General features: G+C 70.1%; 13 protein-coding genes and 1 tRNA gene. 4 read left to right on the top strand and 10 right to left on the bottom strand.

Annotated elements, in window-relative coordinates:
- Nucleotides 1-81 precede the first annotated feature (81 nt).
- Nucleotides 82-207 (bottom strand): hypothetical protein, encoded by a 126-nt coding sequence (locus SRB17_RS47475; RefSeq protein WP_267133400.1) that lies wholly within the window; start codon nucleotides 205-207, stop codon nucleotides 82-84.
- Nucleotides 204-398 carry a helix-turn-helix domain-containing protein gene (locus SRB17_RS02705; RefSeq protein WP_153534243.1) on the bottom strand — a complete coding sequence of 65 codons (195 nt, stop codon included), beginning with the start codon at nucleotides 396-398 and terminating at the stop codon, nucleotides 204-206. Before SRB17_RS02705 ends, SRB17_RS47475 begins: the two co-directional genes overlap by 4 nt.
- A gap of 142 nt (nucleotides 399-540) precedes the next feature.
- Here SRB17_RS02705 and SRB17_RS02700 point away from each other — a divergent pair, with 142 nt between their 5' ends.
- Nucleotides 541-1,026, top strand: coding sequence for a hypothetical protein (locus SRB17_RS02700; protein WP_153534241.1), 486 nt, complete (start codon nucleotides 541-543; stop codon nucleotides 1,024-1,026).
- Between the two features lie 42 nt (nucleotides 1,027-1,068).
- Here SRB17_RS02700 and SRB17_RS02695 read toward each other — a convergent pair whose 3' ends face one another.
- Together SRB17_RS02695 and SRB17_RS02690 are read right to left on the bottom strand one after the other, a co-directional pair.
- The gene (locus tag SRB17_RS02695) at nucleotides 1,069-2,541 is read right to left on the bottom strand and encodes a recombinase family protein (RefSeq protein WP_153534239.1); all 1,473 of its coding nucleotides are present in this window, start codon (nucleotides 2,539-2,541) and stop codon (nucleotides 1,069-1,071) included.
- A 10-nt stretch (nucleotides 2,542-2,551) separates the two neighbouring features.
- Nucleotides 2,552-3,361 carry a helix-hairpin-helix domain-containing protein gene (locus SRB17_RS02690; RefSeq protein ID WP_416237015.1) on the bottom strand — a complete coding sequence of 270 codons (810 nt, stop codon included), beginning with the start codon at nucleotides 3,359-3,361 and terminating at the stop codon, nucleotides 2,552-2,554.
- Between SRB17_RS02690 and SRB17_RS45930 the strand changes: the two genes are divergently transcribed.
- On the top strand, nucleotides 3,360-3,797 hold the full coding sequence (locus SRB17_RS45930; RefSeq protein WP_228395916.1) for a hypothetical protein: 438 nt from the start codon (nucleotides 3,360-3,362) through the stop codon (nucleotides 3,795-3,797). The two genes, SRB17_RS02690 and SRB17_RS45930, sit on opposite strands and share 2 nt — an antisense overlap.
- Nucleotides 3,798-3,980: 183 nt before the next feature.
- On the opposite strand, the gene SRB17_RS02680 is transcribed toward SRB17_RS45930, so the two are convergent.
- The 3 genes from SRB17_RS02680 to leuS form a co-directional block, all read right to left on the bottom strand.
- Entirely contained in the window at nucleotides 3,981-4,826 is an 846-nt protein-coding gene (locus tag SRB17_RS02680) for a DegV family protein (protein ID WP_153534233.1), read from the bottom strand.
- A gap of 73 nt (nucleotides 4,827-4,899) precedes the next feature.
- On the bottom strand, nucleotides 4,900-5,637 hold the full coding sequence (locus SRB17_RS02675; protein ID WP_323374875.1) for a hypothetical protein: 738 nt from the start codon (nucleotides 5,635-5,637) through the stop codon (nucleotides 4,900-4,902).
- Between the two features lie 140 nt (nucleotides 5,638-5,777).
- Nucleotides 5,778-8,657 carry a leucine--tRNA ligase gene (gene leuS, locus SRB17_RS02670; protein WP_153534231.1) on the bottom strand — a complete coding sequence of 960 codons (2,880 nt, stop codon included), beginning with the start codon at nucleotides 8,655-8,657 and terminating at the stop codon, nucleotides 5,778-5,780.
- Nucleotides 8,658-9,094: 437 nt separating this feature from the next.
- Between leuS and SRB17_RS02665 the strand changes: the two genes are divergently transcribed.
- Nucleotides 9,095-10,369 (top strand): cytochrome b/b6 domain-containing protein, encoded by a 1,275-nt coding sequence (locus tag SRB17_RS02665; protein ID WP_153534229.1) that lies wholly within the window; start codon nucleotides 9,095-9,097, stop codon nucleotides 10,367-10,369.
- On the top strand, nucleotides 10,369-11,979 hold the full coding sequence (locus SRB17_RS02660; protein ID WP_323374874.1) for an NADH-ubiquinone oxidoreductase-F iron-sulfur binding region domain-containing protein: 1,611 nt from the start codon (nucleotides 10,369-10,371) through the stop codon (nucleotides 11,977-11,979). Before SRB17_RS02665 ends, SRB17_RS02660 begins: the two co-directional genes overlap by 1 nt.
- 120 nt (nucleotides 11,980-12,099) lie before the next feature.
- Here the strand turns inward: SRB17_RS02660 and SRB17_RS02655 are convergent.
- From SRB17_RS02655 to SRB17_RS02645, 3 genes are all read right to left on the bottom strand, one after another.
- Nucleotides 12,100-12,172, bottom strand: a tRNA-Ala gene (locus SRB17_RS02655).
- Nucleotides 12,173-12,701: 529 nt separating this feature from the next.
- Nucleotides 12,702-12,935: a hypothetical protein gene (locus SRB17_RS02650; protein ID WP_006136074.1), complete on the bottom strand. Its 234-nt coding sequence runs from the start codon at nucleotides 12,933-12,935 to the stop codon at nucleotides 12,702-12,704.
- Nucleotides 12,936-12,938: 3 nt separating this feature from the next.
- Complete coding sequence (locus SRB17_RS02645; RefSeq protein WP_153534225.1) at nucleotides 12,939-13,112, bottom strand: hypothetical protein; 174 nt, start codon at nucleotides 13,110-13,112, stop codon at nucleotides 12,939-12,941.
- Nucleotides 13,113-13,177: the final 65 nt, after the last annotated feature.

Below are 13,177 nucleotides of genomic sequence, written 5' to 3'. Positions count from 1 at the left end.
CGGTGAGTGCAGTCGACCCGCCGTCCGCGGAGACTTTCGGAGATGGGCCTGTGCCGAGCAGGCCCTTCTCTGCGTTATGGGTCATGCCGCTCGCTGCCCTTCTTGTGGGGCCTCTTCCGGCAGCTGTCGCAGTCCCAGCAGGGCTGCTATGCGCCGCAGTTGCTCGTCGGTGGGTTCGCCGATCGCGTCGGCCAGGGGGTTGTTCATGCCGCCCTCTGGCTCTGCTCTTCGAGGCGCCGCTGGAAGTACGCGCGGACGCTCGCGGCGATGACCAGGCGCCGGCTGCCCTCCTTGACGCTCTGGAGGTCACCGGAGCGGATCAGCTCGTAGACGGTCGACCTGCTGAGGCCGGATGCCTGCACGGTTTCGTCCACGGACATGGCGATCTTCTCGACCATGGATCTCTCCCAATGAATCCACGGAGCCTCATGGCTCATCTGCTGGGCAGAGTACACGCGAGATCATGCATTAGTCCACGGAATCTCATGCACACTCTCACGGACATTGACGCACACGCGTGGACGCCCGTACCGTTCGGGCATGGCTGATCAGTGGCAGGACATGGACGAGGGCGAGATCGAAGCCGCCCTCACCAGCTCTTTCGGCGGCATGTGGCGGTCATGGGTGTCAGAGAAGGCGCCGTTCAAGCGAGCCGCTGCACAGTTCACCGAGGGCAAGGACGGCCGCCTGGTCATGTCCGGCCTGCTGGTGCTCGACGACGCGATCACGACGGACCGCCTCAAGTCGGTGCCGGTCCGGGCGCTCGAGAACAGTTGGAATCTGACGAAGAGCGAGGCCGCCCGCGAGGAGATAAGGGGTCTCCCCAAACTGGAGCGCGCCGGCAGGACCCCGGAAGCGTTCGCCCAGCTGGTCGCCGAGCACTACAAGGCGTGGGCCGCAATCGTGCCGCATCCCGTGGCCGCTATGGCGGCGGACGCCGGCGTGAAGCCGCCCACCGTTCACGGATGGGTGAGAGAGGCGAGGCTCCGCGGGTTCCTGCCGCCAGCGTCGCGCGGGAAGGGCTGACCCGCTGCAGCAAAAAGCCCCCGGCCGGCGCCGGGGGCTTCGCTATTTGGACTTGATCGGTGCCAGCCGATCCGGGTTGAACTTGTTCCCGTATCTGCGATCGTGCGGCAGGACGTCGTATCCGGGGATGAGAGCGAGGATCACTTCCCGCTTGTCGGCGGGAGTCAGGCGCTTCCAGCTGGCCTGTACGTCGCCCGCGAGCAGGCCGCGGAGGATCCGCGGGGTAGCGGACACGACCAGGGCGCGCGACGCCTTCACGCGTTCGTCGATGAGAGATCGGGCCTCCCTGTACTCGGCGAACGTGATCTCGCGTTTCGCCCACATGCGGGCGAGCTCCTTCAGTTGCTCTTCGTCTTCTGCGAGCTCCTGACGGGCAGCCTCGGACACCTCAGTCGTGGCGACCCGCTGCAGCCGGTGCAGGACCTTCGGACGCGACAGCAGGTCGAGAACCTGGCGCTCAACCTCGTCCTCGACGAACGACGCCTTCACCGCGATCTTCCCGCAGCCGCCGCGGGGCGTGGCGCACCAGTAGCGAGGGCCGCCGTTGCCGTGCGAACCCTCGAGCATCCGGCCGCACTTGGAGCAGCGCAGAACCCCGTTGAGCCACCGCTGCAGCGTCAGGTCTGTCGTACCGGCCCGCTGCGCGAGACGCAGACAGATCTCTTCCCATCGGTCCTTTGGGACGATGGCGTCCCAGACGGCCGGCCCTACTACCTCACCCTTATGCGAGCGCAGGCCCGCGACGGATGCCTTGGAGACCACGGAACCGACGCTGCGGCCAGACCAGGGCACGCCCGTAGCGGTAGGCACTTCCCGATAGTTGAGGTCTTCGGCGATGGAGTGCAGGCTCTCGCCGAGCTCTGGGTCGATGCGCCCCCTCTGCTCGTCGGTCCAGCCGTCCCAGTCGCCGAGGATGCGCGCGCCGATCTCCCGCAGCACCTTCGCCTCGTCCTCGACGACCTCGTGCCCCTCCGCAGTGAAGCCGTAGCCGCGGAACCCTCCCCCGCCCGGCTTGCCCTCGGCGGCGAGTGCCTCATGCTTCCGTGCGACTCGGCGCGCAGTGTCTCGGCTCGACTTGTTGGCCACAGCTACGAGGACGCGCGCCATGGTGATGTCGCCGTCGGTGTCGAGCCTGAGCGAGCCCGTGACGGACGTGACGGGGATGCGCGGATTCCTCGACTCGACGATGTCGATCAGGTCTTCAAGGTCGCGGGGATCACGGGCGGTGCGGTCGAGGTCCCAGGCGAGAAGTCCGTCACGCTCCCCCGACGCCAGTTTGTCGAGCGCGCTTCGGAATCCGGGGCGCACGGTGCGGAGGGCTGTCGTACCGTCAGGAAGGCGTACCTTCCGCCTCTTGTAGGCGCTCGTGTCGTTCTCGACGATGACCTCGGCGATAGTCCATCCGAGCCGGTCAGCAAGGGTGCGGCCGTCATCTTCCTGCCGTCCAACCCCAGCAGCATCACCAGCTTTGTCGTCTGAGATCCGCACGAGGAGGATCGCGGCTCTTGGCTTCATGGTTCGTAGATTAGCATTGACATCTCGGATCGCCGATGCCGTTGACCTCGCGCAGTTCGTCCACCGAGCGGAAACCGCCGTGCTGGGTGCGGTAGTCGACGATGTGCTGAGCGAGGACCGGGCCGACTCCCGGCAGCGCGTCGAGCTGGTCCGCGGTGGCCGTGTTGAGGGAGACGGGCGCCGCGGGGCCCCTACCGGCCGGCCCGGCGACGGGCCCGGCCGACGGGCCGGGAGGGGCCAGCGCCCCGGCGGGCGCGCCGACGACGACCTGTTCGCCGTCGACCAGGAAGCGTGCCCGGTTGAGGCCCTCGGTGCTCACGCCCGGACGGACACCGCCCGCCGCCCGCAGCGCGTCGGCCACCCGGGAACCGGCCGGCAACCGCTGGATCCCCGGGTGGCGGACCTTGCCGCTGACGTCCACGACGATCTGCCCGCCCGGTGTCGCCGAGGCGCCTGTGCCCGCACCGGCGGCCCTGGAGTCGTCCTCCTTCTTGGCGTAGGGCGTGTCCCCCTTGTCCCCCTTGGCGTAGGGCGCCTCCGCGCGCACCACTTGAGGGGCGCTGACGGACTCGGTCCGCCCGGCCCAGAAGTGCTGTACGGCAAACACCGCGGCAGCCACGAGCACCACCGCGAGCGCCACGACTCCCCGCCGCTCCACCCCGCACCGCGCCTGCAACCACACCGGCATCCGCTCCCGCAGCGCCGGCCCGACCCGCTCCCGCCAGCCCGGTCCGACCGGGTCGGGGAGCTCCAACGGGCTCGGACCACCGGCTGGTTCCGGGTCGTGAGTCGTACTCGGAGCCGGAGCCGGAGCCGGCATGAGCGTCGGCGTCGGAGTCGACGTCGGCCTGTCAGCCGGCACCGTGAGCGGAGGCTCGGTCGGTACAAGCGCGGCCATGGCGGTCACCGTCCTCACCGGACTCAGCCCGGGCGCCCGGCCCATGACCGATGCCGTAGCCGCCCTGGGCGCCGCATGGGTGGCCCTGGTCGCCGCCTCGGTGGCACCGGTCATCGCCTGGGTGGGCCCGGTCACCGCCTCGGCGACCTCGGTCCCTGCCTCCGCGGCCTCGGTCGCTGCCTCGGGTGCCCTCGCGGTCGCCGGCCTGGGGGACCCCTCCCCCTGCGGTGGTCCGTTCCCCGACTCCCGCCTCCGCACGGCTCGTTCGCCGAAGAGGAGTTCCGTTCGGCGGCGCAGTTCCTCGGCCGGTGCCGGCGGGCGGTGGGGTGCTCGGCCGCGGTCGATGCCACGGCGGTGACGGATGCGACCGTCGGAGGTGGGGCCACGGCCGGGGCCACTGGTAGGAGTCACGGTGCGTGAACGTGATCGAAGTGCCATGCGACGAGGATGGGACATCCCGCCGATTCGCGATGATCTTGGTCAATTCCCGGGGATGACAAACCCGTTGTGGATAACTCCGTCACCCCTGCGAGTGACTGGCTCAGCGGGGGGAGACCACCGCTCCGAGCAGCCCGGGTCCGGTGTGTGCCCCGATCACCGCCCCGACCTCGCTGACATGGAGGTCGGCCAGGCCCGGCACCCGCTCCCGCAGCCGGTCGGCGAGTGCTGCGGCGCGTTCGGGCGCGGCGAGGTGGTGGACGGCGATGTCGACCTCGGCGCCGCCCGCCCGTTCGGCGGCGATCTCCTCGAGTCGCGCGATGGCCTTGGACGCCGTACGGACCTTCTCGAGCAGTTCGATGCGGCCACCGTCCAGCTGGAGGAGGGGTTTGACGGCCAGTGCGGAACCGAGCAGGGCTTGTGCGGCTCCGATGCGGCCGCCACGGCGCAGATAGTCGAGGGTGTCGACGTAGAAGTAGGCGGACGTGCCGGCGGCCCGCTTCTCGGCGGCCGTGACGGCCTCGTCCACCGTGCCGCCGGCCCCGGCCGCCTCGGCCGCGGCGAGCGCACAGAAACCGAGGGCCATCGCCACCATCCCGGTGTCCACCACGCGTACCGGAACCGGCGCCTCGCGGGCCGCGAGGACCGCCGCGTCGTAGGTGCCGGACAGCTCGGCGGACAGATGTAGGGAGACGATGCCGCTCGCGCCGGACTCGGCGATCCTGCGGTAGGTTGCCGCGAACGTCTCGGGGCTCGGGCGCGAGGTGGTGACGGGACGCCGCTTCTGCAGCGCCTGGGCCAGGGAGCGCGTCGAGATCTCGGTGCCCTCTTCGAGTGCCTGGTCGCCGAGGACCACGGTCAGGGGCACCGCGGTGATGCCGTGACGCTCCATCGTCCGCGGCGGCAGGTAGGCCGTTGAATCGGTGACGATCGCGACATGGCGGGACATGAGCTGGAGGTTACCTGCCGTAGTGCTCGCGCGGCAGCCCGGCCCCCCATGGTGCGGGCCCGGAGCGGCCAGGTCAGGTGGTGCTCTCGGGGCGCGGCTTCTTCTGCCAGGGGTGGGCAAGGCGCGGCGACGGCGGGGTGATCGCCTGGCGCGCCTGCTCCTCGGCGGGGCGGGGCGTCCGCGTGCGGGTGTGCTGGGCCGCCGGGCCGTCGGATGTGGACGCGGCGGATGGGTCGGGTCGCTGTCCCCGCGCCGGTGCGGGACCGGCCGGGGTCCAGTGGCGCAGGGCGTCGGCCTCCATGCCTATCTGGTCGCTGAGCGCGCCCAGATCGTCGTCGACGAAGCGGCGCGCCCGGTCGCGGACCGCCCGGCGCAGTGCGTCCGCGGACTTGGTGATGCGCTCGGTGCGGCTGCGCAGCTCGGCCAGCCGTGCGCCGAGCTCGGCCCGGTCCGGCTCCGACTCCAGCCGCCTGAGGTCGGCGTCGAGCTCCTGCCCGTGCGCGCTGAGCCGCTGGAAGAGCCCGAGGGACTCCTTCAGCGACTCGTCCTCGGCGGCGCCCGCGCGCAAGGCGTCCTGGGTGGCTCGCATGGAGGTGCGCAGCGCGAGTCTCAGCTGCGCGATCTCGGCGGCCGGACCGACCTGGACGAACGACTTGGCGCGCAGCGTGTGGTCCTCGACGGTGCGGCGGGCCTGTTCGATCGTCCGGTCCACCCCGCGCTTGGCGGCGCCGACCGCCTTGACCGTGGCGTACGCGCCCAGGCCGATGAAGAGCAGGAAGAGCAGGGCGAACACGGCGATCAGTGCTTCCACGACGCTCCTCCTCCGGGTGGTGCGGCACACGCCGCTGTGCTTTCCACGGTAAACGCAGCGGGCAGGCCCGGAGTTCCGGAAGAACCCTGAACCTGCCCGTAGGGGACCACCCCGAGAACCTGCTCACCGCGCGCCGGTCGTCACGCCGGAACGATGTTCACCAGCTTCGGCGCCCGGACGATCACCTTGCGGATGCCCGCGCCGCCCAGCGCCGCGACGACCTTTTCGTCGGCCAGTGCCACCTTCTCCAGGTCCTCCTCGGAGATGGCCGGCGGCACCTCCAGGCGGGCCTTGACCTTGCCCTTGATCTGCACGACGCAGGTCACGGTCTCGTCCACCACGTAGTCCGGGTCGGCGACCGGGAAGTCCTGGTGGACGACCGAGTCGGTGCGGCCCAGCCGGCGCCACAGTTCCTCGGCGATGTGCGGGGCCAGCGGGGCGACCATCAGCACCAGCGGCTCGGCCACCGAACGCGGCACGGCGGTGCCGGCCTTGGTCAGATGGTTGTTCAGCTCGGTGACCTTGGCGATGGCGGTGTTGAAGCGCAGGCCCTCCAGGTCCTGGCGGACGCCGTCGATCGCCTTGTGCAGAGCGCGCAGGGTCTCCTCGTCGGGCTCTGCGTCGGTGACGGTGACCTCACCGGTCGCCTCGTCGACGATGTTGCGCCACAGCCGCTGCAGCAGCCGGAACTGACCGACCACCGCGCGCGTGTCCCACGGCCGGGATACGTCCAGCGGGCCCATCGCCATCTCGTACAGGCGCAGCGTGTCGGCGCCGTACTCGGCAGCGATCTCGTCCGGGGTCACCGCGTTCTTCAGCGACTTGCCCATCTTGCCCAGCAGGCGGGTGACCTTCTCGCCCTGGTAGTAGTACGCGCCGTCGCGCTCCTCCACCTCGGCGGCCGGCACCGCGATGCCGCGGCTGTCGCGGTAGACGTAGGCCTGGATCATGCCCTGGTTGAACAGCTTGTGGAACGGTTCGGCCGACGACACGTACCCCAGGTCGTACAGGACCTTGGACCAGAAACGCGCGTACAGCAGGTGCAGCACGGCGTGCTCGGCGCCGCCGACGTACAGGTCGACACCGCCGTGCGGCCGGCCCTCGCGCGGGCCCATCCAGTACTGCTCGATCTCGGGGTCGACCAGCTGCCGCTCGTTGTGCGGGTCCAGGTAGCGGAACTCGTACCAGCAGGAACCCGCCCAGTTGGGCATGGTGTTGGTCTCGCGGCGGTACTTCTTCGGCCCGTCGCCCAGGTCCAGTGTGACGTCGACCCATTCCGCGTTGCGCGACAGCGGGGTCTCGGGCTGGGTGTCGGCGTCGTCCGGGTCGAAGGTGCGCGGGCTGTAGTCCTCGACCTCGGGCAGCTCCAGCGGCAGCATCGACTCGGGCAGCGGGTGGGCGACGCCGTCCTCGTCGTAGACGATCGGGAAGGGCTCGCCCCAGTAGCGCTGGCGGCTGAACAGCCAGTCCCGCAGGCGGAAGTTGACGGTGCCCTCGCCGATGCCCCTGTCCTGCAGCCAACCGGTGATGCGCGCCTTGGCCTCGACGACACCCAGGCCGTCCAGGGACACCTCGTCGCTCGCGGAGTTGACCAGCTTCGCCTCGTACGACACGAAGGCGTCGTCCCAGGTCGCGGAGTCGGTGCCGCGGCCGTCGGTGGGCTCGACCACGCAGCGGATCGGCAGCTCGAAGGCGCGCGCGAAGGCGAAGTCGCGGGTGTCGTGCGCCGGGACGGCCATGATCGCGCCGGTGCCGTAGCCCATCAGGACGTAGTCGGCGATGAAGACGGGGATCTGCTCGCCGTTGACCGGGTTGGTGGCGAACGCGCCGGTGAAGACGCCGGTCTTGTCCTTGGCCTCGGCCTGGCGCTCGACGTCGGACTTCGACGCTGCCTGCGCGCGGTAGGCGGCGACGGCCTCGGCCGGGGTGGCGTGTCCGCCGGTCCACACCGCGTGCGTGCCCTCGGGCCAGGCCTCGGGGGTGAACTTCTCGACCAGCGGGTGCTCGGGCGCCAGCACCATGTAGGTCGCGCCGAACAGGGTGTCCTGGCGGGTGGTGAAGATCGTGATGTGCTCGCCGTCGATCGGGAAGTCGACGCGGGCGCCCTCGCTGCGGCCGATCCAGTTGCGCTGCTGCAGCTTGATGGCCTCGGGCCAGTCCAGCTCCTCCAGGTCCTCCAGCAGCCGGTCGGCGTAGGCGGTGATGCGCATGTTCCACTGGCGCAGCTTGGCCTTGAAGACCGGGTAGTTGCCGCGCTCGGAGCGGCCGTCGGCGGTGACCTCCTCGTTGGCCAGTACGGTGCCCAGCCCCGGGCACCAGTTGACCGGCGCGTCGGAGGCGTAGGCCAGGCGGTACTCGCCCAGGATGTCGGCGCGCTCGCGGGCGTTCAGCTCGCTCCACGCGCGCGTGGTGCCCGGAACCGCACGCTCACCGGACTCGAACTGTGCGATCAGCTCGGAGATCGGGCGGGCCTTCTTCGCCTCGTCGTCGTACCAGGAGTTGAAGATCTGCAGGAAGATCCACTGGGTCCACTTGTAGTAGTCCGGGTCGATCGTGGCGAAGGACCGGCGCTTGTCGTGGCCCAGGCCCAGCCGGCGCAGCTGGGCCTTCATGTTCTCGATGTTGCCTTCGGTGGACACGCGCGGGTGCGTGCCGGTCTGCACGGCGTACTGCTCGGCGGGCAGGCCGAAGGCGTCGAAGCCCAGGGTGTGCAGGACGTTGTGGCCGGTCATGCGCTGGAACCGGGCGAAGACGTCGGTGGCGATGTAGCCCAGCGGGTGACCGACGTGCAGGCCCGCACCCGAGGGGTACGGGAACATGTCCATGATGAACTTCTTGGGCTTGGCGGCCAGCTCGGGGTCGCCCGCCAGATCCCCCTTGGGGTTCGGCGCCGCGTAGGTGCCGTCGACGTCCCAGAAGTCCTGCCAGCGTGCCTCGATCTCGGCTGCCATGGCGGCCGTGTAGCGGTGCGGCGCGGCCTCCGTCGACGTGGCGGCGGCAGCGGGGTTCGTCTCGCTCATGATCCTCAAAGCTCCATCGATCGTCTCTGCCTGCGGCTGTGACATCCAAAGAAACGAAAAAACCCCTCGCACAGGAGGGGACGCCGCGCCGATGCCGACCTCACGGTTCGACCGGGGTCGGTACTGATCAGCGCGGCCCGCTAAGCAGAAGGCGTACGGCACGCATGGCGTTAGGGTACCGCAGGCCTTGAGCGAGCGGCGACGGCCTTGAGCAAGCCGCGATCCGCTTCCGTATCCCTTGTGGACATGCCAGGAACCACGAGGGGAGCTGAACCAAGGTCAAAAGTTACTTCGCGTACCGTCCGCTAAGGGACATCACCTCAGTCGCATTGTCCGTTGATAACAACGCAATAACTCAAACCCCGTACTGATCGGTATGGCGCCACTTAGAGTTCGGCAGCGGGACCGCTTTCCCGAAACTGCTCGGAGTTGCCCCCATGAACCCTCGTCGTAGTACCCGCTCCCTCCCCAAACCGGGCCGCTCGGCCTATGGGGTGGCGTCGGCTGTCGTCCTGCTGCTCATACCCGTGGCCGTGCTGGCGGGAGGCAACCAGTTCCGCGACTTCCTGAACTTCGGCGCGGGCGTGTTGTCCCTGGTCTCACTCAGCTGCTCGGTGATCTGGGGCCTGTTCGCGCAGGACCGGATCTTCCTGAACATCCGGCAGCGGATCGTCGGCCAGGCGGTGCACCGCACGCTGGGGGTCGCCTCGATCGCGTTCCTCCTGCTGCACATCACCACGAAGGTCGCGCTCGGCCACACGAAGGCGATCGCGGCGATCATTCCGTTCGCGCTCGGCGTCACCGGTATCGGCGGCCTGATCGGACTGGGCTCACTGGCGGGCCTGCTGATGATCTTCGTGGGCGTCACCGGCGCCCTGCGCAGCAACTTCGCCACCCCGGCCCCGGTCGCCGCCCGCTGGCGCGCCATGCACATGCTCGCCTACCCGGCCTGGTGCGCCGCGCTGATCCACGGCCTGTACGCGGGACGCGCGGCCAAGCCGTTCTTCGTGATCTCCTACGGCCTGTCACTGCTGGGCGTGATGGCCGCCCTCGCCCTGCGCGCCGCCCCGCGCCCGGTCAAGCGCAGGGTCGCCGACCGGCTCGTGGCGCTGTTCGGCAGCTCGGAGCGGGCGGGCCTCGAGGAGCTGGACGCGAGCCGTTCCCGGGCGGCCGAGCCGGCCCCGGGGGGCTTCGAGGGCCGGCGCGAGCCCAGGGGAGCCGCCGCCCCCTCGGCGCCGCTGTACCAGTCCCCCGCGGCCCCCGCGGCGGAATCCGCGTCGGGCTTCGCGGCGGCCTACCGCGCCGTCTCCACACCGGGCCGCGCCCGGCCGTCGTACCAGGCCGGCCAGACCGCCCGCATGGATCTGCCGCTGGACATGCAGGCCACGGATGCCATCCCGCGCGTCGACGGCCCCGCCGGCACCTCGGGCAGCTGGCCGATCCCGTCCCCGCCGCCGGTCGGCGAGGCCCCGCCGTCCGCGTACGACCCCTTCCAGGACACCGGGCAGACCATTCCGGTCTACGGCAATTCGGGCACCGCCGGATACGGCGGAAGTGACATGTACGACACCGGTGAGACAAACGGCCTCTATGGCGCGTACAACGCCAGTGACACGTACAACAGCGGTCCCGCTACCGAAACGCTGCCCGGCGCGTCCTACGACACTCCGGGTTCGGGCGAACCTTGGAACACGCCGTCCGGAGGCTTTTAGTGAACGAGGCCCTGCCCGACGTCCCCGAAGTCCGCGTGGTCGGTCTTCCGCAGCTCACGTCGGGCTTCGACCTTGTGGAACGGCTCGATCTGCCCATGCACCTCAAGGTGCACGGGCCGCTCGACCCGCTCGGCGGCGAGCAGCTCGCGCAGCTCGCCGAACGCATCAACCTCAGGGGCCGCGGCGGCGCGGGCTTCCCCTTCCACAAGAAGCTGCGCTCGGTCGCCGAGTCGGCGATCAAGCGCGGGGTGCGGCCGGTCGTCGTCGTCAACGGCAGCGAGGACGAGCCTGCCTGCCGCAAGGACACGGTACTGATCAACCGCGCCCCGCACCTGATCCTGGACGGCGCACTGCTGTGCGCCGAGGCCCTCGGCGCACGGACGCTGGTGATCGGTGTCACACGCGAGTCCACGCAGCGCTCCATGGAGGCCGCGCTCGCCGAACGCGGACTGAGCAACAGCCGTAGATCGGCGCTACGCGCGTGGGTGCAGCGCAACCCGGTACGGATGGTCACCGGCGCCGCCGCTTCGCTGATCCGCTCGGTCGACGGCGGCCCGGCGATCCCGCCCGGCCGCAAGATCAGCGCCTCGCAGAGCGGCGTCGGCGGCGCGCCGACGCTGCTGTCCAACGCGGAGACGTTCGCGCAGCTGGCCATCGCCGCCCGCATCGGCCCCGAGCGCTACGGCAACACCGGCCTGTACGACGAGCCGGGCACCGTCATGCTCACCGTGTCCGGCGCGGTCGCCCGCCCGATGGTGATCGAGGTCCCCACGGGCGTGCCGCTGCGGTACGTCCTGCAGCTGGCGGGCGCCCCGCCGGTGCCGCAGGGCGTGCTGACCGGCGGCTATCACGGCAAGTGGATCGACGCGGCGACCGTCAACGAGGCGATCGTCTCCCGCAACTCGCTGGACGCGGTGGGCGGTTCGCTGGGCGCGGGTGCGATCCTGCCGATCAGCCAGGAGACCTGCCCGCTGGGCGAGTCGCTGCGGGTGGCCCAGTGGCTGGCCGAGGAGAGCGCGGGCCAGTGCGGGCCCTGCTACCTCGGACTGCCGGCTGCCGCGCGCGGCATGGAGGACATCCTGAACGGCGGCGGTCCGGCCGCCCTGGAAGCACTGAAGCAGGTCGCGAAGAACGTCAAGCGCCGTGGCGCGTGTTCGCATCCGGACGGCTCGGCGATGTTCCTGGAGTCGACCATCAAGGCGTTCACCGACGACCTGGCCGCGCACGTCCTCGGAAACGGCTGCGGACGGGCCGTGGAGGGGGTTCTGCCGCTCTTCGAGGGGGGCAGGGCGCCTGCGGGCATCCCGGGCGGCGGAGAGCCCGAGGAGACCGGCGCCAGCCGCCAGAAGATCTACGTCGACTGGACGCTGTGCCGGGGGCACGGCCTGTGCGCCGACATCCTCCCGGAGGTGTTCGAACTCGGCGCCGACGGTTTCCCGACCGTAGCCCAGGCGCAGGTGCCGCGATACGCGGAGGCGAAGGCGCTGCGCGCGGTCCGACGCTGCCCCGCGCTCGCCCTGCGCATCGAGGAGGACACGCGCGGGCAGGCACCGTCACGCAACCTGCCGGTCGTCTCCCAGGGCCGCGGCCGGCGCGCGCTCGGTCGCTGAGCACAGGAAGGGGCGGTCACCCGGTCCAGGTGACCGCCCCTATCGCACGACCGCGGTTCCGAGGCAACGCAACACGCCGAAGGCGGATCATCCGTCGGGATGATCCGCCTTCGACTTCTGTGGAGCTAAGGAGAATTGAACTCCTGACCTCCTGCATGCCATGCAGGCGCTCTACCAACTGAGCTATAGCCCCTTGTTCTGTTGTTTCGCCCGGTTCCCCCGGCGACGACGTAAACATTACAGGCCCGGGACCGCAGCACCAAATCGGTTTCCCCTTCGAACCGATACAGTCGCCAATGTCTGCTTTTGCGGCCCTGACCGTGCCGTCCGCAGCCCACCGCCGGGTGCCGGTCGCGCTGGGCATGTGTCTGCGGGCGACGGCCGCCCACGTACCCGCCGTTCGCGCGTGGACGCCGTCTGGCGGGTCGCGGCGCCAGCCGTGTGGTGCGGGCCGTCAGTCCGGTGTCGTGGGCCGACCGCCAGGTGTGGTGCGTGCCACTCGTCCTGGTCCTGTGGACACACCGGCACAAGGCAGCGCCCCTGGGCACGCTCCTGATCTTCTGTTCGTACGCCCTGGTGGGTACCGCACGGAACCGGACGGGCGGAACTGCACCAGAAGGCCGAGGAATTGATGCTCTCGGCCCTCTACGCGGCAACCGGTGCGCCGTTCCTCGTGCCGGCCCGGTCGACGTCGCCGGAACGCGACAGCGATGCGCCCGGTGTCAGGCGGTCACGAAGGAGTAGAACCGCTTGAGTGTGCAGTGCTCCTCGAGAAGGCGGCCGTAGATCGGCTCGCCCTCCAATTCCCGGTACGTCTCGATCGGGTCGCCTTTTATGATCAGCGCCCGCGCGCATTCCTCGCACCAGTACTGGTAGTCGGGATTGATCGGCTCCATGTCACGGACGATCGGCGTACCGCTCCCACACCAGTCACACTTTCGCCTGTGTGCACCCATCGATCAGCTCCAGCTGTGGCCGCAGGCCGTGCACACGTAGGAGATTCCGCCGTTGTCGCCGAGAACTTGGGCGACATGCGCGGAACCACAGGAAGGGCAGCTCAGCCGGGTGGTCGTGTCCCGTATCAAGGCTGCACCGAGGAGGTGGCGGACCTCCTCAAGGATGCTCGCAGGCATCGCTACTCCCTCCCGTCGGGCCGCGCCCCCTTCCGGCCGTTTGATTCTGCCACGGCCGGAGCAAT

Source organism: Streptomyces sp. RB17 (assembly GCF_009604455.1).
Classification (GTDB): Bacteria; Actinomycetota; Actinomycetes; order Streptomycetales; family Streptomycetaceae; genus Streptomyces.
The sequence above is the reverse complement of the archived record's forward strand: the minus strand, read 5'-3'. Positions and strand labels throughout refer to the sequence as shown.

What these genes read in the sequence shown, in the direction of transcription:
- SRB17_RS47475 (WP_267133400.1), bottom strand. Translation starts at nt 207, where the DNA reads ATGAACAACCCCCTGGCCGACGCGATCGGCGAACCCACCGACGAGCAA.
- SRB17_RS02705 (WP_153534243.1), bottom strand. Translation starts at nt 398, where the DNA reads ATGGTCGAGAAGATCGCCATGTCCGTGGACGAAACCGTGCAGGCATCC.
- SRB17_RS02665 (WP_153534229.1), top strand. Translation starts at nt 9,095, where the DNA reads ATGAACCCTCGTCGTAGTACCCGCTCCCTCCCCAAACCGGGCCGCTCG.
- SRB17_RS02690 (WP_416237015.1), bottom strand. Translation starts at nt 3,361, where the DNA reads ATGCCGGCTCCGGCTCCGGCTCCGAGTACGACTCACGACCCGGAACCA.
- SRB17_RS02695 (WP_153534239.1), bottom strand. Translation starts at nt 2,541, where the DNA reads ATGAAGCCAAGAGCCGCGATCCTCCTCGTGCGGATCTCAGACGACAAA.
- SRB17_RS02650 (WP_006136074.1), bottom strand. Translation starts at nt 12,935, where the DNA reads ATGGGTGCACACAGGCGAAAGTGTGACTGGTGTGGGAGCGGTACGCCG.
- SRB17_RS02700 (WP_153534241.1), top strand. Translation starts at nt 541, where the DNA reads ATGGCTGATCAGTGGCAGGACATGGACGAGGGCGAGATCGAAGCCGCC.
- SRB17_RS45930 (WP_228395916.1), top strand. Translation starts at nt 3,360, where the DNA reads ATGAGCGTCGGCGTCGGAGTCGACGTCGGCCTGTCAGCCGGCACCGTG.
- SRB17_RS02680 (WP_153534233.1), bottom strand. Translation starts at nt 4,826, where the DNA reads ATGTCCCGCCATGTCGCGATCGTCACCGATTCAACGGCCTACCTGCCG.
- SRB17_RS02645 (WP_153534225.1), bottom strand. Translation starts at nt 13,112, where the DNA reads ATGCCTGCGAGCATCCTTGAGGAGGTCCGCCACCTCCTCGGTGCAGCC.
- leuS (WP_153534231.1), bottom strand. Translation starts at nt 8,657, where the DNA reads ATGAGCGAGACGAACCCCGCTGCCGCCGCCACGTCGACGGAGGCCGCG.